Annotated in this window: 18 protein-coding genes; 10 read left to right on the top strand and 8 right to left on the bottom strand. The window is 71.9% G+C overall.

What is annotated here, in order from left to right; all coding sequences use genetic code 11:
- Positions 1–1,782: 1,782 nt before the first annotated feature.
- Entirely contained in the window at positions 1,783–1,989 is a 207-nt protein-coding gene (locus ACZ79I_RS02530; protein ID WP_471493656.1) for a hypothetical protein, read from the bottom strand.
- Between the two features lie 807 nt (positions 1,990–2,796).
- Here ACZ79I_RS02530 and ACZ79I_RS02525 point away from each other — a divergent pair.
- The gene (locus tag ACZ79I_RS02525; protein WP_471493654.1) at positions 2,797–3,447 is read left to right on the top strand and encodes a DUF4360 domain-containing protein; all 651 of its coding nucleotides are present in this window, start codon (positions 2,797–2,799) and stop codon (positions 3,445–3,447) included.
- A gap of 377 nt (positions 3,448–3,824) precedes the next feature.
- Positions 3,825–4,643, top strand: coding sequence for an SAM-dependent methyltransferase (locus ACZ79I_RS02520; RefSeq protein WP_471493652.1), 819 nt, complete (start codon positions 3,825–3,827; stop codon positions 4,641–4,643).
- Between the two features lie 37 nt (positions 4,644–4,680).
- On the opposite strand, the gene ACZ79I_RS02515 is transcribed toward ACZ79I_RS02520, so the two are convergent.
- Positions 4,681–5,601 (bottom strand): helix-turn-helix domain-containing protein, encoded by a 921-nt coding sequence (locus ACZ79I_RS02515; RefSeq protein ID WP_471493651.1) that lies wholly within the window; start codon positions 5,599–5,601, stop codon positions 4,681–4,683.
- A gap of 98 nt (positions 5,602–5,699) precedes the next feature.
- Positions 5,700–5,930 carry a DUF397 domain-containing protein gene (locus tag ACZ79I_RS02510; RefSeq protein ID WP_471493650.1) on the bottom strand — a complete coding sequence of 77 codons (231 nt, stop codon included), beginning with the start codon at positions 5,928–5,930 and terminating at the stop codon, positions 5,700–5,702.
- Positions 5,931–6,353: 423 nt separating this feature from the next.
- On the opposite strand from ACZ79I_RS02510, the gene ACZ79I_RS02505 reads away from it, so the two are divergent.
- The 4 genes from ACZ79I_RS02505 (at position 6,354) to ACZ79I_RS02490 (ending at position 8,434) form a co-directional block, all read left to right on the top strand.
- Positions 6,354–6,827: a hypothetical protein gene (locus tag ACZ79I_RS02505; protein WP_471493648.1), complete on the top strand. Its 474-nt coding sequence runs from the start codon at positions 6,354–6,356 to the stop codon at positions 6,825–6,827.
- A gap of 120 nt (positions 6,828–6,947) precedes the next feature.
- The gene (locus ACZ79I_RS02500) at positions 6,948–7,313 is read left to right on the top strand and encodes a PRC-barrel domain containing protein (protein ID WP_471493646.1); all 366 of its coding nucleotides are present in this window, start codon (positions 6,948–6,950) and stop codon (positions 7,311–7,313) included.
- Positions 7,314–7,681: 368 nt separating this feature from the next.
- Positions 7,682–8,146, top strand: coding sequence for an ATP-binding protein (locus ACZ79I_RS02495; RefSeq protein ID WP_471493645.1), 465 nt, complete (start codon positions 7,682–7,684; stop codon positions 8,144–8,146).
- A 108-nt stretch (positions 8,147–8,254) separates the two neighbouring features.
- Entirely contained in the window at positions 8,255–8,434 is a 180-nt protein-coding gene (locus ACZ79I_RS02490) for a hypothetical protein (protein ID WP_471493643.1), read from the top strand.
- 10 nt (positions 8,435–8,444) lie between these two features.
- On the opposite strand, the gene ACZ79I_RS02485 is transcribed toward ACZ79I_RS02490, so the two are convergent.
- Positions 8,445–8,876, bottom strand: coding sequence for an ATP-binding protein (locus ACZ79I_RS02485; RefSeq protein WP_471493642.1), 432 nt, complete (start codon positions 8,874–8,876; stop codon positions 8,445–8,447).
- 267 nt (positions 8,877–9,143) lie between these two features.
- On the opposite strand from ACZ79I_RS02485, the gene ACZ79I_RS02480 reads away from it, so the two are divergent.
- Positions 9,144–9,650, top strand: coding sequence for a MarR family winged helix-turn-helix transcriptional regulator (locus ACZ79I_RS02480; protein ID WP_471493640.1), 507 nt, complete (start codon positions 9,144–9,146; stop codon positions 9,648–9,650).
- Between the two features lie 51 nt (positions 9,651–9,701).
- Here the strand turns inward: ACZ79I_RS02480 and ACZ79I_RS02475 are convergent, their stop codons facing one another.
- Both ACZ79I_RS02475 and ACZ79I_RS02470 read right to left on the bottom strand, forming a co-directional pair.
- The gene (locus ACZ79I_RS02475) at positions 9,702–11,471 is read right to left on the bottom strand and encodes a PP2C family protein-serine/threonine phosphatase (RefSeq protein WP_471493638.1); all 1,770 of its coding nucleotides are present in this window, start codon (positions 11,469–11,471) and stop codon (positions 9,702–9,704) included.
- 402 nt (positions 11,472–11,873) lie between these two features.
- A complete protein-coding gene (locus ACZ79I_RS02470) occupies positions 11,874–13,028 on the bottom strand; it encodes a PP2C family protein-serine/threonine phosphatase (protein WP_471493637.1) in 1,155 nt (384 codons plus the stop codon).
- 165 nt (positions 13,029–13,193) lie between these two features.
- Between ACZ79I_RS02470 and ACZ79I_RS02465 the strand changes: the two genes are divergently transcribed.
- The gene (locus ACZ79I_RS02465; RefSeq protein WP_471493635.1) at positions 13,194–13,670 is read left to right on the top strand and encodes a MarR family winged helix-turn-helix transcriptional regulator; all 477 of its coding nucleotides are present in this window, start codon (positions 13,194–13,196) and stop codon (positions 13,668–13,670) included.
- Positions 13,671–13,904: 234 nt separating this feature from the next.
- On the opposite strand, the gene ACZ79I_RS02460 is transcribed toward ACZ79I_RS02465, so the two are convergent.
- Together ACZ79I_RS02460 and ACZ79I_RS02455 are read right to left on the bottom strand one after the other, a co-directional pair.
- Positions 13,905–14,282 (bottom strand): STAS domain-containing protein, encoded by a 378-nt coding sequence (locus ACZ79I_RS02460; RefSeq protein ID WP_471504708.1) that lies wholly within the window; start codon positions 14,280–14,282, stop codon positions 13,905–13,907.
- Positions 14,283–14,495: 213 nt separating this feature from the next.
- A complete protein-coding gene (locus ACZ79I_RS02455) occupies positions 14,496–15,755 on the bottom strand; it encodes a hypothetical protein (protein WP_471493633.1) in 1,260 nt (419 codons plus the stop codon).
- 222 nt (positions 15,756–15,977) lie between these two features.
- On the opposite strand from ACZ79I_RS02455, the gene ACZ79I_RS02450 reads away from it, so the two are divergent.
- Positions 15,978–17,327 (top strand): transaminase, encoded by a 1,350-nt coding sequence (locus ACZ79I_RS02450; protein WP_471493631.1) that lies wholly within the window; start codon positions 15,978–15,980, stop codon positions 17,325–17,327.
- Between the two features lie 43 nt (positions 17,328–17,370).
- On the top strand, positions 17,371–17,811 hold the full coding sequence (locus ACZ79I_RS02445; protein WP_471493630.1) for an Lrp/AsnC family transcriptional regulator: 441 nt from the start codon (positions 17,371–17,373) through the stop codon (positions 17,809–17,811).
- The last annotated feature ends 20 nt before the right edge of the window (positions 17,812–17,831 follow it).

Raw genomic sequence — 17,831 nt, 5'->3', positions numbered from 1 at the left:
GGGCGCTTCGGCCGCCAGTGAGTCGGGTCTTTCTCCGGGGTAGGAGCGCAACGCCCGCTGGGCGCCCTCCCGCCCGAGGAAGCGCTCCAGCAGGGTCTGCAGTTCGCCGACCGTGGCACGGACCTGCCAGCGCCGCCCCCTGACCGGCCCTTCGAGGATCTCGACGAACTGCACCGCCTGCGCCCGCTCGGCAGCGCCCGGCCGGTCCGCGAGGGAGACTGCGACATACCCGCCGAAGTTCAGCAGTGCACTCCAGAACATCGCATGGCTGATCGGGTCCATTCCCGCCACGCCGAACAGATGCTGTGGCCGCAGCAGCCCGATGCCGAGCGGGCCCTCCCGCAAGAAGGAAGCGGACAGCAATCCGGCGTCGGCGAAGGTCGGCAGCACCAGGGTGTACGCCCACACGGCGAAACCCGCCACCAGGCCGACCAGCACGCCCCGGCGGGTACCACCCTTCCAGAACAGGCCGCCCAGGATGGCGGGCGCGAACTGTGCCACAGCCGCGAACGACACCAGGCCGATCGACACCAGTGCCGTCTCCTCGCCCGCAAGCCGGAAGTAGGCGTACCCGAGCAGCAGGACCAGCACGATGGTCGCCCGGCGAATGCCCAGCACCAGCCCGGCGAGGTTGTCCCGGTGCGCCAGCCGGGACTTGCTGCGCAGCAGCAGCGGCATCACGAGTGAGTTCGACACCATGGTGCTGAGCGCGATCGTCTCGACGATGACCATGCTGGTGGCCGCGCTGAGGCCGCCGATGAAGACGAGCAGTGCGAGTGCCTCCTGCCCTCCGGCCATCGGCAGGGTCAGCACATAGGTGTCGGCGTCGACGGCCTTTCCGAACCGCAGAAGCCCGCCGGCTGCGATCGGAAGCACGAAGATGCTGATGGCGAGCAGATAGAGCGGGAACAACCACATGGCCCTCTTGAGGTGCCTCTCGTCGACGTTCTCGACGACACTGATCTGCCACTGCCGGGGCAGCAGCACGATCGCCAGCATGGACAGCACCGTGAGCCAGACCCACATGCCGTAGCCGGTCTGCTCCCGCAGCGTGAACAGCGTGGTCAGGCCGGCGTCCGCGGCCCGGGAGAACAGGTTGTGGAGCCCCCCGAACATCCAGAAGGCCACAAAGATCCCGGCCGAGAGGAACGCCACGAGCTTGACCACGGACTCGAACGCGATGGCGGCGACCATGCCCTCATGGCGTTCGGTGGCGTCCAGATGACGGGTGCCGAAGACGATGGTGAACGCGGCGAGCACCAGCGCCGCGTACAGCCCGGTGTCCTGAAACAGCGGGATATGTCTCAGTTCCGGGGTGGAGGTGACCTCGGGGTGCCGCCGAATGACCGCGAAGGTGATGGAGATCGCCTTGAGCTGCAGCGAGATGTAGGGCACGACCCCCACCACGGCGATGATCGTCACCAGACACCCCAGCGCGGTGCTCTTGCCGTAGCGGGCGGAGACGAAGTCGGCCAGCGAGGTGACCCGGTGCCGGTGGCTGATCCGGATGATTCTGCGCAGCACCAGCCAGCCCAGCGCGAGCATGAGCGTCGGCCCCAGGTAGATCGGCAGAAAGCTGACTCCGGCCCTGGCGGCCCAGCCCACGCTGCCGTAGTACGTCCACGAGGTGGCGTACACCGCGAAGGACAGCGCGTAGACCGTCGCGTTGTTGATGACGCTCCGACCGGAGTCCGCCCGCCGGTCACCGTAGGAGGCCACGGCGAAGAGCAGGCCGAGGTACCCGGCCGAAACAGCGACGATGAACCAGGTCTGGAGCACGGCCTACCTCGATCTGCCGCCGATCACGGCGACCAGAACGATCACGATCGCCCAGACGAGAAACAGGTAGGCCGCGAGGATCGGGACACCGAAGACCTGGCCCATGCGATCGAACCGCGCCAAGAACGGCGGAACGATCAGCACGAACCCCAACGCCGCTACGGCCGCCAGGCGCAGACTGAGCTGCTCGTCGTCCCGCGACTCCGCCATGGGCCGCCTCCGCATCCTCAATGTCACGCTCTGCGACGTACCCTTGCATCTGGCCGATGTCGTACCACGGCGTGGATCGGCGCCGTAGTGACGAGCACTCTGCCCACTCAGTCCAACACGGCACCGAGACGCCCGCTACCTCGTCGAACCGCCACGGTGCCGCGGCGCACCAACGGATCATGGATGGGGTGCGCCCCGGGGCCGATGCGCCGGTCATGGTCGAGCGGGTCTGCTCCCATACCGCGATCTTCACTCCTGCGAGTGAAGATCCGCTGTGTGGAGTTCCGGCTAGTCGTTGCGGTGGTGCCAGTACCACACCGCGCCGGCCACGAGCGCGAACAGAAGGACGAGGGGCACGATCAGGCCGGGGATGCGGGCCGGGTTCACGGGGTCGTCCGGAGGGCGGAGCGGGTGCGCGGGTGCGCGGTCGTTGCCATGCCCGGTGATGGTGCCCCGACCGGGAGCTCGGGGCCAAGGCGCCCCCGCTCGGACGTGCGTACGAGTGGGCCCCCTCGTGGGGGTCGCGTCGCGTGGGCCCTGGTGTGCTCGCGGTGATTGGCCGGAGAAGGCCGTTCCGTTCCTTCGCTGCGGTTCGTACGATGCGGTCGCCCCCGCCTTCACAGGTCCTTCACAGGTGGGGAGGGGCGTCCGCATGCGAATTTGGCATGCGCATGGCGTCGTTGCACGGCTCGGTACCTGATCCAACGCAGCTGGTCCGCGACGGTCCCGCACGGATGTGCGGGACCGCACCCCCCGACACCCGGCGGTGCCCACCGCCGGGACACCGAAGCAACGGATGGGAGAACCATGGCTGGAGGACTGCTCCTGAGCGGCGCGATCGCGGCGCTGCTCACCACCGTGCTGCCGGCGCACGACCCCTCTTCCGGGATCGTCGACCCGCCCCCGGACAAGATCGTCATCAAGGTCGCCACGGTGAACGGCTCCGGCTGCCCCCAGGGCACCGCCGCGGTCGCCGTCTCCCCGGACAACACCGCCTTCACCGTGACCTACAGCGATTACCTCGCCCAGGTCGGCGGGAACTCCGACCCCACCGCGTTCCGGAAGAACTGCCAGCTCAACCTGATCGTGCATGTGCCGCAGGGTTTCACCTACGCCATCGCCAGCGCGGACTACCGGGGCTTCGCCTCCCTCCAGCCGGGCGCCGGCAGCACGGAGAAGGCGTCGTACTACTTCCAGGGCTCGCCGAACACCGCGGCGATCACCCACCCGTTCAACGGGCCGTACGACGACAACTGGCAGGCGACGGACAGCACCGACTGGGCCCAGCTGGTCTGGGCACCCTGCGGCGTGCAGCGGAACTTCAACATCAACACCGAACTCCGCGTCAGTGCCGGCACCTCGGCGCCGGGCAGCACCAGCTTCATGACGATGGACTCCACCGACGGTGACATCAGCACCGTCTACCACCTGGCCTGGAAGGAGTGCCCCGCGTCCTGACGGCCGCCTTCCCCGCGTCCGCCGGGCTCGGCGACGGCGGTACGGGACACCCCGTACCGCCGTGGCGCGGGTGAGGCCGAGGGCGGCCGGGAGCGGGGACGGCCTCGGCCGCGTGGTTCGCGACCCCGAACACCCCGGCGCCCGGCCCCCGGACCTCCGGGTGGACGGCCGGCCGCACCTCGACCCGGCCGGCCACCGGGCCGGCCGCCGCCGTGCCGCTACGGCTCCTTGGCACCGCGCCTTCCTCCTCGGGCCGTCGACCGTCGTGCGCTGTGACCACGTCCTTCGTTCGAGGACTGGCATCTGCAAACGCCGTATCTCTAGGATGGGTTGCCCGTCGAGCGGTCTCGGCGGAACGACTGGGATCTGGGGGAACGATGCAGCCTGGCAGGCGGTTATCCACGTCGATCGACGCCTCGGTGCCGACGGCCGCCCGCATGTACGACCACTACCTGGGCGGCAAGGACAACTACGCGGCCGACCGGGCGGCATGCGAGGAACTGGACAAGGTCGTGCCCAGCACGCGGGCGCTGGCCCTGAACAACCGGCGCTTCCTGCAGCGGGTGGTCGGGACGCTGGCCGCGGAGTACGGCATCCGGCAGTTCCTCGACCACGGCTCCGGACTGCCCACCCAGGACAACGTCCACCAGGTCGCCCAGCGCGTCGACCCCGCCTCCCACGTGGTGTACGTGGACAACGACCCGATGGTTCTGGTGCACGGCCGCGCCCTGCTGGAGCAGGACGAGCGCACGGCCGTGATCCAGGCCGACATGCGGGACACGGAGACGATCTTCTCCCGGCCCGAGACCCGGCGCCTGATCGACTTCTCGAAGCCGGTGGCCGTGCTCTTCAACTCGGTGATGCACTGCATTCCGGACAGCGAGACCGACGGGCCGCCGGCCCTCGTCCGCCGGGTCGCCGAACGGCTCATGCCCGGCAGCTTCATGGTGATGTGCCAGCTGGTCAGCGACGATCCCGAAGTCCGGGCCTTCGTCACCGACTTCATGGATCAGGCCACGCAGGGACACTGGGGGCGCGTGCGCCAGGAGAAGGACGTGGCGGCCTGGTTCGAAGGGATGGACATCCTCGAACCGGGTCTGGTGGAGGTGTCCACCTGGCGGCCCGACTCAGATGTGGCACCCCGTCAACTGACCAAGGAGTGGATCGAGTTCGGCGGAGTGGGGCGCCTGCGCTGACCCAGGTGCCGCCCGCTGACGAAGGTACCCCGGCCCGTCACCGGGCGGAGTAGCGCTCTTCGAGCGTCTTGTGCAGCAGCGCGAGCGACTCGCGGGGATCGAGTGCCTCGTCGGCGAGCCGGTCCAGCGCCACCCGGTACTCCTCGGTCTCGTCCCGGTCCTCCAGGAAGTTGGCGCTGCGGATGTGCTCCAGATAGACGATGTCGGGCAGATCGAGTCCGCCGAAGCGCAGGTAGGTGACGGGGATGGCGGGTGCCGACGCGTTCGTCACGTCCAACGGGACGATCTGCACGGTCACCTGTGGGCGCTGGGCCATCTCGACGAGGTGCTCCAGCTGTTCCCGCATCACCTCGCGACCGCCCAGCACACGCATGAGGACCGACTCGTCGACAATGGCCCACAACTGGGGAGCGTCCGGACGCAGCAACAGCTCCCGTCGGCGCATCCGCAGCTCGACCCGGCGCTGCACCTCGGCGGCCGACGCCGTCGGCAGGCCGCGCTCCACCACCGCCCGGGTGTAGGCGGCGGTCTGCAACAGCCCCGGGACGTACTGGATCTCGAAGGTGCGGATGGCGGCCGCCGCCTCCTGAAGCCCGACCAGGCGGTCGAACCACTCGGGCATCAGCCGCTTGTCGTAGCGCTGCCACCACCCGGGCTCACCGGCGCGCCGCAGCAACTCGACCAGGACCGAACTCTCGTAGGCGTCGGCCCCGTACAGCCGCAGCAGCGCGAGGACATCGCCCTCCCTGGGCGGACGCCGGCTCTTCCCCGCCTCGATGCGGGACAGCTTCGCGGGGCTGAAGCCGAGGGCCCGCGCCGCCTGCTCCTGGGAGAGTCCCGCGTCCTCACGGATACCCGCCAGCTGCACGCCGACCAGCATCTTCAGCAGAGTCGGTGCGGGCTCCGTCCGCTTCAGATACGGTTCGAGGCGGGAGATGCGGTGCGGTTCTGCGGACATCCTGGCTCCCAGCCGGCCGACGGCAAACGGGTCTGCATTGTCGCATCCCGGGGGGTCCTGCCGCATGCGCCGGCAGCACCGCGCCGTACGGGCCCGCGTCACACCAGGTGGTCGAACTCCCCGTCCTTGGCGCCGGCCAGGAAGGCAGCCACCTCCGCAGGCGTGTAGACGAGGGCGGGTCCGTCCGGATCGCGCGAGTTGCGCAGGGCCACCGCCCCGTCGGCGAGGGCGGCCACCTCGACGCAGTTGCCCTCGGCATTGCTGTGCCGGCTCTTGATCCAGCGGGCCTCCAGGGCGCTGGCCCGTATCCCGTTCGGCACTGATGGCACCACAGTCTCCTTGCTGACATTCCGCCACGGTGGCAACGGGCACGCGCGGGCGGAGTGCACCACATCGGTCCCCTGTACCCCTACCCGTCGTGCAATTTCCCATGCAATTGCACGACGGTGCTGACAGCATGGATAATAGCGGGGGCGTCAATCGCAGTATTGACACCGCATGCTGACCTCGCATCAGGGAGATGCCGTGTCATCAGCACATGCGCACCGAGTGTCAGACCGCCACGCCGAGGCCCCGGCCCGGGCAGGGACGACCGCCCGCGCCGGCCCCCCGGGCGCGGTGTCGACGAGCGTGGTGTCGAGCGCTCCACGTGCCCGCCGGAAGGGCCGCGAAGAGCGAGGACACCACGGGCGCCGCTGCGAGGGAAGGGACGACCGGGGGCCCGGGGCCCACACTGTTTGCGGGGAGCGGAAATGGCAACGCCACTGAAGAACTTGGGGAAGGTGCCGTGGGACGCCATCAAGGATTCCAGCGGATCGGCGGGAGCCATCCCCTTCCTGCTCCACAGCGTCGCCTGGGGTGACGAGGCCACGGCCCGGGCGGCGCTCGGCGACCTCAGAGAGCGCATCTGCCAGTACGGCTTCGTCGTCGAGCAGGCGACGGCCGCCACCGTCCCCTTCCTGTGGGAGCTGGCCCGGCTTCCCCAGGTGACCTGCCGGGTGCAGATCGTCCATCTGCTCAAGAACATCGCCGACGCCCGCCAGTGGGAGAGCACCGCCTCCGTCTACCCGAAGCTGCTCAACCACCACCACGACTACGTGGGCTGGGAGCGGGAGGCGCGCCGCGCCGTGCACGCCGACCGGAGCGTCCTGTGCGAGCTGCTCACCGAACCGGATGTCGCCCTCGTCGAGGCCGCGACCGAACTCGCCTCCACGCTGGCCCGCTGAGAGCCCGCGGCCGCCGGCCCCGAGGCCCGCACGGTCCGCGCCGGCGGCCGGCCACGACCTCGAATGTCCCTCGCGGACGCGGGTATCCGCTGCTCCACACCCACCGAGGGAGGGAGCCAGGTGACCATCGACAGCCCGTGGACGTACCGACCCGGCAGCGGTCACATCGAGGGACAGGTCCTGACCGGCTTCACCGTCGAGGCGACGGACGGCTTCGTGGGGCAGGTCGACCGGCAGGCCGACGGCTCGGGCATGCGGCATCTGATCGTCGACACCGGGGCGTGGGTCTTCGGCAGGGGCGTCCTCGTCCCCGCGGGTGTCATCACCACCATCGACACCGCGGCGCGGCAGATCACCCTGGCCTGCTCCAAGGACGAAGTGAAGGCCGCGCCGCGCTTCCGCACCGACCGCGAGACCCTGGAGCCCGACTACCTGGCCGCGGTCGGCGCGTACTACCGCGCCCTGCCGGGCGGGCGGGCCGAGTGACCGTACCGTGGACGCCCGGACGGTGCGCGTCGGCACGGTGCGGCCCGCAGACGGGCGAGCGGCGAGCGGTCGGGCCCATGGGTTCGCGCGTGAACGGGTAGGCGAGGAGCGATGAACGGACGAGACCCCACTACGGCGGCCCTCGCCCGCCTGGAGACCGGCCGCCGCCCTCCGGACGGACGCTGCCCGTCCGCCGGTGGTCGGCACCCCGACGGCGTGGGCCCCGCCCCGGAGCCCCGCGGACGGACACCGCACATCCGCGTGCGCGCCCTCGGCGTGTGCGCTCCGCCGCCGCCAACGGCGCCGCGCGTCCCGTCCCTCGAGGGTGCCTCCCGCGCCGTTGCCGTCCTCCGTGCCCCGAGCGAGCGATGAGACCGGCGGAAGTCCCTTCCCGGGACGGCGGGAACCGGGCCGCCGGTGCACGGCACGAAGGGCCGTCGCCGCCCAGCCGTCCGGTCACCGGCGCGGCGACGGCGCGCGCGCACGTGCTGGCCGTCGTACGGGAGCACCGGGCGGCCGCGGCCCGCCCGCCGGCCGACCGGGCAGTGACCGATCTGCTGCTCGTGGCATCGGAGTTGGTGTCCAACGCGATGCGCCACGGGGGCGGGCTCGTGGCCTTCGAGGCGACGCCGGCGCGGGACGGGGTCCGGTTGACCGTGCACGACCGCAGCGCGCACATCCCGCCGGAGGCCTACGGCTCGGGCGCGCTTCCCACGGCGCACGAGGGCGGCGGGTACGGCTGGCCGTTGATCATCAAGCTGGCGCGCGACATCGTCGTCGAGCGGTGCCCGGACGGCGGCAAGACCGTCAGTGTCCTGGTGCCGCTCCGCTGACCGCCCGCGCCCGGCGGACGGCGGCTCGGCGCACATGCGCAGGACGACCGTGTTTTCCCCGGCAGAACCCGGCTGCGCGGAACGGGAAACCCTGCGAAGGGAGCCCGGATGATCGTCGTGGCCCTGCTCACGCCGGTGTTCCTGCTGTGCCTGCTGCCGGCCCTGGGACGCAACGAGGAGCGGATGCCGAACCCCGCCGGCACCGCGGAAGCCGCCCGCGCGCGGCACCGCCGCCGGCTGCTCACCGTGCACGAACCGGCCCGGGACACCGGGCCACGCGCTGCCTGACGAGAGCGCCCTACCAGGGGAGGAACACATGCACCTCCTTTCCCTCCGGCTGGACGACGACGCTGACCTGATCGCACAGCGTGTGCACCAGGTGCCAGCCGATGCCGCCGACGCGGCCCGGGCGGAAGGGGCGCGGCGAAGGAGGTGTCCTGCTGGTGTCGTGCAGCGTCACATGGACGCCGTCGTACGTCGGACGCATCCGCAGGCCGAACGGGCCCGGCGCGTACTGGACGGCGTTGGCGGCCAGTTCGTCGACCACGAGAAGGATGTCGTTCCAGTGCTCCGGACTCGTCGGAGGGGAGGCCCGCGCCAGCCGCCGCAGAAATCCCTCGGCGGCCAGGCGCGCGTCCGTCACGTCGTGCAGCTCGCCGGTGAAGCCGGCTATGAGCATCTCGACCGTTTCAAAGGGCCAGGCCCTGTCCCACCGCGGCTCGGTTGCCATGCCGCCCTTCCCCCGGCCGGCACGCCGGCCGGTTGTCGTCGTTGTCGTGCGTCACCCGGCCCCCTCCTTCACCGTTGCCAGAACGCCGAGGGCTACGCCTCCGGAATCACGGCACACCCATCGGCCGCGCTGCCCCCGACGGGGCGTGCGGTGCGGCGCTCCCGCGAAGAAGGCCGGTCTCCGGCGGCGTACTCAGGGGCGCTCCGGGTAGGGCGCCGATCGGATCGGCCGTGTCGGCCGGTCCCCGGACCAGCCGGGGCGGACGACATGGATGGCGTGAGGCGCGTGGTGGGAGATGACGGTGAGGTGACGGAGGCAGACGAGGCGGGCAGGCGTGCGAGGGCGCTGGCCCGGCAGGTCGCGGACGCGGTGGAGAGCCTGGTGACGCTGTGGAGCGCGGCGGCCGAGACGGTCACTCCGCGCCTGTCCACCCATCAGTTGAGGGCGCTGACCGCCGTCCGGCACCGCGCGGAGCTCAATCTCACGGCGCTCGCGGAGACCCTCGGCATCGCGCTGCCCGCGGCGAGCAGGCTCTGCGACCGGCTGGAGGCCGCGGGGCTGCTGGAGCGGGTGGTCCATCCCCGCAACCGGCGGGAGCTGCAGCTGCGGGTCACCGTCCGGGGCAGGAAGGTGCTCTCCGAGGTCGCCGACCGCAGATCCGCGAGCCTGGCCGCCGTGTTCACCGCGATGACGCCCGCGCAGCGGACCGCGCTGGAGCAGGGACTGCACGCCTTCCACGCAGCGCGTGCGTTGTTGCCGGACCCCGAGGCGTAGCGGAGCCCGGGCACCGGCACGACGGGACGAACGGCCGGCCCGGCAGCACCGTCAGCGATGTCCCGACACCGACGGCGCGCGCGACGGCGGAGCCGGCCCGTCGCCGCCGACGTGACACAGCAGGAGGCATACGTCGTCGTCGCGCTCCGAATCGTGCAGCATCGGGTCGAGCACACGGTCGGCGGCCGCCTCGAGGTCGCCGCCGAGGTCCGGCACGGCGAGCACCGAGAGAGCCCCCGTGAGCCGCTCGATGCCCGGGTCGATGCCCTGGGCCCGCCGCTCCACCAGACCGTCCGTGTACAGGGCGAGGGTCGACCCCGCCGGCAGCGGCACGGTGTGGTCGGCGATCTTCTGCCGCAGCGGAATGCCCAGCATGGCACCCGGTTTGGCGTCGAGGGTGCGCACCCGGCCGTCGGGAGTGCGCAGCACGGGTGGCGGATGCCCGGCGGCGGCCCAGGTCAGCACGGGCTCGTCGGCCCGGAAGCGGGCGATCACCGCGGTGGCGTAGAGATCGGGCTGCAGATGGTGCAGGAACAGGTGCAGCCGGGTGAGGAGCTGGCCCGGGCTGCCGCCGTCGACGGCGTACGCCCGCAGCGCCGTGCGCAGCTGGCTCATCATCACCGCGGCGCGCAGCCCGTGGCCGGTGACGTCGCCGACGGCGGCGATCAGGCTCCCGTCCGGCTGGCGGAAGGCGTCGTACCAGTCTCCGCCGACGTTGAGGCCGTGGGTCGCCGGGAGGTAGCGGGCGGCCAGCCGCAGCCCCGGGGTCATGGGCAGGTCCGTGAGCAGCGCCCGCTGCAGTGTTTCGGCGATGTCCCGGTTGTGCTCGTAGCGCTGTGCGTTGTCGATCGCGGTCCCGGCCCGGCGGGCCAGTTCGATCAGCATGACCGCGTCGTCCGGGGCCCACCGGTCGCCGGGCGGCGTGAGGGTGAGCACGCCCACGGGCGCCCGCCGGGTCGACAGGGGGACGCAGAGGCAGGGGCGGTCGGGGTGGAGCGCGGAGGGCGGGCGGTCCTCCACGCCGGGCAGGCCGCCGGGGTGGTCCGCCGCGTACTGGGGGCGGCCGGTGCGGGCGGCGACCACGGCCGCGGCGGGACGGGGCACCGGCCGCCGCCGCTCGTCCTCGTCGCCGAGCAGCCATACGTCGACGCTGTGCGCGTAGGCCGGGATCAGCAGCTCCGGAAGCAGGCGCACGATCTCCCCGTGGTTGAGGGACGCCGTCAGCGCCGCGCTGGCGTCGGCGAGGAACGTCAGCCGCCGGCGTGCCTCCTCCGCCTCGGTACGGGCGGCGCGTTCGGCGGCGAACAGCTCGCGCTGTGCCTGGCCGGCGGCCCCCAGGTCGGCATGCAGGGCGAGAACACCCTGATTCGTCTGATGGAGTTCCTCACGGTGGAAGGCGACCAGTGCCTCCTGCTCCGTCAGGGCGTCGAGGATCCGCGCGGCGTCCTCGTCCGCGCTGAAGAGCGCCTCGGCCAGGGCCGCCGGATCGGTGCGGTCCGCCACGGCGCCGCTGGGGCCGGCCCACTCCGTGGCGCGGACCACGGCCCGCCATGTCGCTCGGCCGCCCGGACCGTCGTCCGGGCCGGGCCGGATGCCGATCCGCAGCTGCGGCCGCTGCCCGCGTCCGGGCGGGGGAGTGGCCCGAAGGGTCAGCCGCCAGGTGCCGCCCTTGGTGAGGCACTGGCGCAACTGCGCGGTGAGCGAGGTGACGAGCCGGGCGCGGTCGAGAACGGAGACGCCGTGCTCGGCCGCGATCCGGGCGACGGCGATACGGGCCCGGGCGGCGTCGAGGACGCCGGTGATGTGCCAGGTGTGGGTCATGGCTCACAATCCGACGGTGTGTGGGCGGTAGGGCCCACCGTGGTGTCGCCGCGGACGGGCATGGGGGCGCGCGGCGACCACCGGCTGGGAAGGCCGGTGCTGTGCAGGACGGGAGGGCGGTCCGGGGCGGACGGGGACGTGGGCGGTCGCCCGGCCTTCGGGACCGCCGGTCGGCGCAAGGAAGTCCGCGACGACGCATGCCGACGCCCCCTGCTGCGCCGCCGGTTCATGGTCCGTCACGTCACCGTCTCCTTCGTGCGTAGGCTTCCGCGACCGTGCGGGGTTCTTCCTGAAGAGCGAAATCGATTGCTGTGCGACAACTGTAAGCATGCGGCAAGGAACCTGGCACCCGGCACCCTTGGCCGTCCACCGGACGACGGCCCGGCGGACCGGGCGCCCGGTTCATGCGGCGCGTCGCGGCCCGAACCAGTCCAGGCACACCACGAGCGCGTCGTCCCCCGGTTCCGGGCTGCCGCGATGGCCCGAGAGCTCTCTCAGCACGGCGCCGGGCACATCGGCGGCCGGCAGCAGCCTCGTCGACGCGATCGCCTTGGCCAGCGACTTCTCGCCGTATGTCTCGCCTCCCGGAGCGGCGACCCCGTGGACCCCGTCGCTGACGAAGACGAGCCGGTCGCCCGGTTCGACACGGAACTCCTGTGCCGTGTAGTCGGTCTCCTCGAACATGCCGAGGGGCAACTGGGCCTCGAAGCCGACCCGTTCCACGCCTCCGGCGCGCAGCCGCAGCATCCGGGGCGACCCGGCGTCGACGACCTTCACACGACCGGTGGACAGTTCGAGGTCGAGCAGGAGCACGGACAGATAGGAGGCGCCCCGGTACTGGGCGTAGACCGCCTGGTCGGCGAGGGCGGCCTGGTCCTCGATCGGAATGCCGGCGCGCCGCGCGTTGCGCAGCGCGTTGATCCCCAGGTTGGTCAGCAGCGACGCCTCGATGCCCTCGCCCATGCCGTTGGTGACGTACAGCATCAGACGGTCGGGGCCGGCGGACCAGTCGAAGTTGTCCCCGAAGATCGCGTAGGCGGGCTCCAGTTGCGCACCGAGTGCGTACTCGGGCCGGACGCACGAGCGGCCCGGCAGCAGCTGCCACTGCATCTCGGCCGCGAGCGTCAGCCGGTCCCGGCGTCTGGCCCGCAGGTAGACGTCGGTGTCCCGCTCGGCCACGATCACTTCGTGAGCCAGGATCCCGGCGATGTCCGAGAGTTCGGGAAGGGCCTCCGCGGTGCTCCCGGACGGCAGGGTGACCGTCAGTACGCCGAGCCGGTCTCCCCGTACGGTGACCGGCAGGTGGACGCGGGCCAGGCCGCCGTGCTCCTCCACGACGGGTTCCTGCGAGCCGAAGGCCCTGCCGGCCGTGCTGCCGTGCACCGGCACGGCGTCGGAGGCGTGGGGCCGCGCGGAGACGGGCTGCAGGACCAAGAGCCCGTAGTCGGCCATCAGGAGTTGGGCGGACTCGGCCGCGTAGCGGCTGCGCAGTACGTCGCGGAGCGCGTCCACCAACCGGTGGGGAGCCGCGGTGCGCAGGGCCCTCTCGGCTGCCATGAATCTGTTCACGATGTCGGATACACCATTCTTCCACTGGCACGGTTGCGGACTCACGCCCCGAAGAGGTCGTGCGACGGTGTGCCGGTGCCCGTATCTATCGTTATGGGCGGGCTGTCATCCCGGCAGGCCGACCGGATCCGACAAGTCTGGGAGAGTGAGACCATGTCTTCCTCCAGCCTGCGTACCGAGCCCAGCGAGGTGGCGCGTGTGACCTCAGAGGCGGCGGAGCTGCTGGAGGTCCTGTGGGGGCGTGCCTCCACGGCTCCCGTGTCCGCCTCCCAGTTGCGGGTGCTCTTCATCCTGGAGCACAACGAGGGCATCAACCTGCGCACGCTCGCCGACGCCCTGGGGTCGACCCCGCCCTCGACGAGCAGGCTGTGCGACCGTCTCCAGGCGGTCGGGTACGTCGAGCGTGCGCCCAGCGCGATCAGCCGCCGTGAGCTGCGTCTGCACCTGAGCCGTCGCGGCAGGTCGTTCCTGGCCGAGCTGCGGGCACGGCGGGAGAGCGCTCTGGAGTCCGTGCTGGCCGGGATGCCGACGGCGAAGCGGGCGGCGCTGCTGCAGGGGCTGGAGGCGTTCTGCGCCGCCGCGGCGGCGCAGATCCACGAGGCCGGGGGAACCGACGCCCGGACGGCGTGAGCCGCGGAGGGGCCCACCGCCCCGGCAGGTGTGCCCGGCCCGTGCCACGGCCGGTCGGCGCGGGCAGCCGGCTCCGCCCACCGCACCATTCCCGTCCCTTCCCTGCGTTCTCCGCCCTCACGCTTTGTTGCCTCAAGGCTATAGTTGTCAAACGGCAAGTATTGGTGGCGGGTGGCCGCTCCCGTGCGCGCGGAGCCGCGCGGGGACGGCGACGTCCGGGATCCGCCCCCTCCGCTACGGCCGGCTCATCGCATCGCCCGTGGCGCCGAGCGCGTCGTCGGTGCTCTTATAGGACGGGACCGTCAGGCTCACCCCGGTCAGGTCGAGGATCCGCTGTACGGCGGGGGCCGGATCGATGAGGCCCACCGAGCCGCCGGCCTGGCGGGTCTCCTTGCCGGCCCTGAGGACGATGTTGATGCCGGACGAGTCCATGAACGGCACCGCCGAGAGGTCGAGCAGCAGATGCCGTCGCCCGTGGTGCACCTGGTTGGCGAGATGGTGGTGCAGCTCCGTCGCGGTGCCGACGTCCAGAAAGCCCTTCACGGCGACCAGCGCGACGTCCTCCCGGGGCGTCGTCACATCGATGGACAGGGGGGTCTCAGCCGACACGATGTCCTCCCATGGCTACGGTGTGCGGAGGTCGCCTACCCCGCGGCGGCGGTCCGATGCACCGCGGTCCGCGCTCCGGAGGCGACCGGCCACTCGCCTCCGGAGCGCGCCCCCGGCGGCGAGTACGGCTCGGGGTACCCCCCAAAACGCGTGCCACACACGGAACTTCCGCACCGGCCCGCACGAACACCACGCGCGGGCCGGCGTGTACGACCGCTATGCGCGGTCCCGTGTCTCCGGCGGCTCGGCCGAGGAGGGCGCCTCCCCGGACTCCGCGGCCCCGTCCGCGCCGGCGCCACCCGGTGCGTGACCCTCCGAGGCCGGCGCGCGCAGGAGCCGGGCGCCCTCGCGCACACGGTCCAGGGACATGGCCAGGCGGTCCCGGAAGGAGAAACCTTCCCGCTCGCCGGGTGCGCGCCGCGATGCCGGCAGCGGACCGGAGGACTCCCGGTAGGCCGCCAGCGCCTCGTGGGCGAGCTCGGCCGCCTCCCGGTACAGGTCGCGCGACTTCGTCATGGCGTCGAGGGCCTCGGCGTAGGCGGCGATCTGACGGCGCGCCTGGGCCAGTTCCTCCTCCGGTGTCATCAGGTGCCACCGCTCGCGCAGTCCGGTCAGCGCCGCCTCGGCGCCCTCGGGCAGGGGGCGGGGCGATTCGGCGCAGCGCCGCACGGCGTCGATGAGTTCCGCGGGCCGCGACCCGTCGAGGAACACCGTGCGTACGGCGAAGGCGTGCCCGTCGTCCCCGGGCCGGTCCCCGGGCCCGCCCGGCGTCGCGGGGAGCACCACGGCACCTCCGCGGGGCACCCGCGCGCCCAGGTCGTCCAGCGCCCAGTTCACCACCTGGAACTGCCCGGGCGCGGCCCGGTGTTCCACGACGCGGTGCCGTACCCCCGGCGGCAGCAGCGGCGCCAGCGGGAGCCGCCCGCGTTCGTCGGGGGTCATCGCCTCGTGGACGATCACATGGATGCTCCACGAGCGGCGCGCGCAGTCCTTGAGCAGTCGACGGAGCGCCCGGTCGTCCGCGGGCAGCCGGTTCGTCCCGCGGAAGCGCAGGCCGGGGACCACGTCATGGTCCCAGGGCACCCCGGAGTCCTCGGGCCAGAACACGGTGGCGGGTGAGGGCCAGCCGAGGTCCCAGGGCCGCTCCGCCTCCGCCACCAGCACCCAGTCCCGCGCGTCGTCCCTGCCCCCGGGTGCCCCGAGGGTCAGACGGGCGCGTACGACGACCTGGTCGCCGACGAGCCAACGGGCCTCGAAGACGTGGTCTGCGGTGCCGGGCGCGTCGGACGTGACGGGCGCGTCGGACGGGCCGTCGCAGGAACCGTCGAATTCGAGGTGGTCCTGGATGACCGCGTCGCTCTTCAGGTCCCGCAGTCGCTGCCGGACGGCCTGTTCGGCACCCGGGCCGAGGTGCCGCCCGCGTGCCAGCCACACGGTGTCGGGAGCGGTCGCGCGGGCGGTGGAGGACTTTGGCATGGATCACTCTGGAGGATCGGGGTGAGGTGTGCCTCCCAGTATGGTCCGCGCATGTCATCCGCCCGGAGGCGAGGTCCGGGCTTGATCCCTTGTTCTGCACCGGCGCAAGGGCGCGCTCGATTCGAGCGTCAGCGCAACAGATCCAATCGTAGAACATTGATGAAGGGCTCATTTCAGTCGTACAGTCTTCGTCATCATGCGTCGCTGAAAGTGGGGTACACCATGGACCGCAGCCGTCTGCGAGAGCTCCTCGCCCGCGAGAGCGCCGAGGCCGAGCGGCGGAACCCGCGTTCGAGGGCCGCCTACGCACGCGCCGACCACCTCTTCGGCCGGGTGCCGATGACGTGGATGAACAAGACCGCCGGAGCGTTCCCCCGCTATCTCGCAGCGGCCCGCGGTGCCCGTGTCACGGACGTCGACGGACACGAGTACATCGACTTCTGCCTGGGCGACACCGGCGCCATGGCCGGTCACTCCCCGGACGCGGTCGCCGCGGCCGTCCACACGCGCTTCGCCGAACTGGGCGGCGCGACCGCGATGCTGCCGACGGAGGACGCCGAGTGGGTGGGCGCGGAACTGACCCGTCGTTTCGGCCTGGCGCGCTGGAGCTTCTCGCTCACCGCGACCGACGCCAACCGGTGGGCGATCCGGCTCGCGCGGGCGGTCACCGGCCGTCCGAAGATCCTGGTGAACAGCTACTGCTATCACGGCAGTGTCGACGAGTCGCTGATCGTGGTGGGGCCGGACGGGCGAGGGACCGCCAGGCCCGGCAACGTCGGCGCGCCCTGCGACGTCACCCTGACCAGCCGGGTGGCCGAGTTCAACGATCTCGACCAGCTCGAACGCGAGCTGTCCCACGGTGATGTGGCCGCGGTCCTGATGGAGCCCGCGCTCACCAACATCGGCATCGTGCTTCCCGAGCCCGGCTATCTCGCGGGGGTGCGCGAGCTGACCCGGCGGTCCGGCACCCTGCTCGTCAACGACGAGACGCACACCTTCTCGGCCGGCCCCGGAGGCTGCACCGCCGCCTGGGACCTGGAACCGGACATGGTCACCATCGGCAAGGCGATCGGCGGCGGCATCCCTGCGGGCGCGTACGGGCTGTCGGCCGAACTGGCGGAACTGCTGCTGGGCCGCGACGACCTGGACCTCGTCGACATGGGCGGCGTCGGAGGCACCCTCGCGGGCAACGCGCTGTCGGTCGCCGCGACCCGGGCGACCCTGGAGCACGTCCTCACGGACGAGGCGTTCGCCGGGATGGCGAAGCTGTCCGAGCGCTTCGAGGCCGGTGTGCGGGCCTGCGTCGAACGACGGAACCTGCCGTGGTCGGTCAGCCGGCTCGGCGCCCGTACCGAATACCGGTTCGCGGACCCCGCCCCGCGCACCGGCACCCGGTCCGCGGCCGCCGCGGACGCCGAGCTGGAGGACTACCTCCACCTCTACCTGGCCAACCGGGGTGTGCTGCTCACCCCGTTCCACAGCATGGCACTGATGTGCCCGGCGACCACCGAGCGGGACGTCGACACCCACACCGAGGTGTTCGACGCCGCCCTGGCGGAGCTGGCGGGCTGACCCGCGTCGGTAGGCTGGGCACCCACCGCCGGGGAGGAACAACGTGGACGAGATCGACCGGGCCATCCTGCGTGAGCTGCAGGCCGACGGCCGTGTCGCCTACGCCGACCTCGGCCCGAAGGTCGGCCTCTCCGCCTCCGCGGCCCGTCAGCGACTGCAACGGCTCCTCGACACCAAGGTGGTCCAGGTGGTCGGGGTCACCGATCCGATGCGGATGGGCGGCCAGGCCATGGCCCTGCTCGGCGTCGGAGTCGACGGTGATCCGCGGGCGGTCGCCGACGAGTTGGCCGCGCACCCCGAAGTCGTCTACTCGGTCCTGACCTCGGGCGGCTTCGACCTGTTCGTCGAGGTCGTCTGCGCCGGACCGCGTGAACTGCTCGACTTCGTCAACGACGTGGTCCGGACCGTGGACGGTGTGGAGCGCGTGCAGTCGTTCCCGTACTTCGGCATCCACACCCACCGGTTCCTCTGGAACGTGGGGTAGCGCCGGGACGGGCGCGGCCG

This window comes from Streptomyces sp. PSU-S4-23 (genome assembly GCF_055632315.1).
The sequence above is the reverse complement of the archived record's forward strand: the minus strand, read 5'-3'. Positions and strand labels throughout refer to the sequence as shown.